Source organism: Litchfieldella rifensis (assembly GCF_042646605.1).
Classification (GTDB): domain Bacteria; phylum Pseudomonadota; class Gammaproteobacteria; order Pseudomonadales; family Halomonadaceae; genus Litchfieldella; species Litchfieldella rifensis.
On the sequence record NZ_JBHRUG010000034.1, the window covers coordinates 1 to 934 of the forward strand.

2 tRNA genes and 1 rRNA gene are annotated in these 934 nt (G+C 52.9%); all 3 read right to left on the bottom strand.

Features of this window, described 5'->3' with window-relative positions:
• Positions 1-208 (bottom strand): 23S ribosomal RNA (locus ACFOEV_RS18280); the annotation flags it as partial.
• Positions 209-454: 246 nt separating this feature from the next.
• A tRNA-Ala gene (locus tag ACFOEV_RS18285) sits at positions 455-530 on the bottom strand.
• 190 nt (positions 531-720) lie between these two features.
• Positions 721-797, bottom strand: a tRNA-Ile gene (locus ACFOEV_RS18290).
• Positions 798-934: the final 137 nt, after the last annotated feature.

Below are 934 nucleotides of genomic sequence, written 5' to 3' on the forward strand. Positions count from 1 at the left end.
GTACTGAGATGTTTCAGTTCTCCCGGTTCGCCTCGTATCCCTATGGATTCAGGATACGATACCGATCGGATGATCGGTGGGTTTCCCCATTCGGAAATGCCCGGATCACAGGTTGTTTGCCACCTCACCGAGCCTTATCGCAGGCTTCCACGTCCTTCATCGCCTCTGGCTGCCAAGGCATCCACCGTATGCGCTTCATCGCTTGACCATATAACCCGAAAGGGTCTGGTCCGCGATGACGTCACGACAATTGCCGGATACGCTTGAGACGTATCTCTTTCATTTGTCAGCATGATTCACATTGTTAAAGAGCATTTAGAGCGGTAAGCCCTAAGCTGTAAGCTTTAAGTGAACACCTTGAGGTGCTATCAAAGCCTATAGCTTAGCGCTGACGCCAGACTGTGTTGATTGGGTTTTACTTACCGCTTCAAGCTTCCGGCTTCAAGCTTGAGCATGGTGGAGCCTACCGGGATCGAACCGGTGACCTCCTGCGTGCAAGGCAGGCGCTCTCCCAGCTGAGCTAAGGCCCCCTCTGATGTCCCATACGCGACATGGGGAATTTCATCCAGGACAAGGCGCTTTGGCGCGACATGTAGCGAGCTACATGAGTCACGAAGCAACGCGATACTGGATAAAATGTAATTTGTGTGGGACTAGGCGCTTCAATGCGACGCATAGCCTGCTATGCGAGTAGTGAAGCAACGACGTATCACGCAAATTTGGTGGGTCTGGGCAGACTCGAACTGCCGACCTCACCCTTATCAGGGGTGCGCTCTAACCAACTGAGCTACAGACCCATTGGTCACGCTGGGTCTATACCCAAACAGTCTTTTGCTCTGGTCGATCAGGTAATTCATTGTGGGCACTTGCCGGCAAGGGATAAGGCGTCGATTAAGGAGGTGATCCAGCCGCAGGTTCCCCTACGGCTACCTTG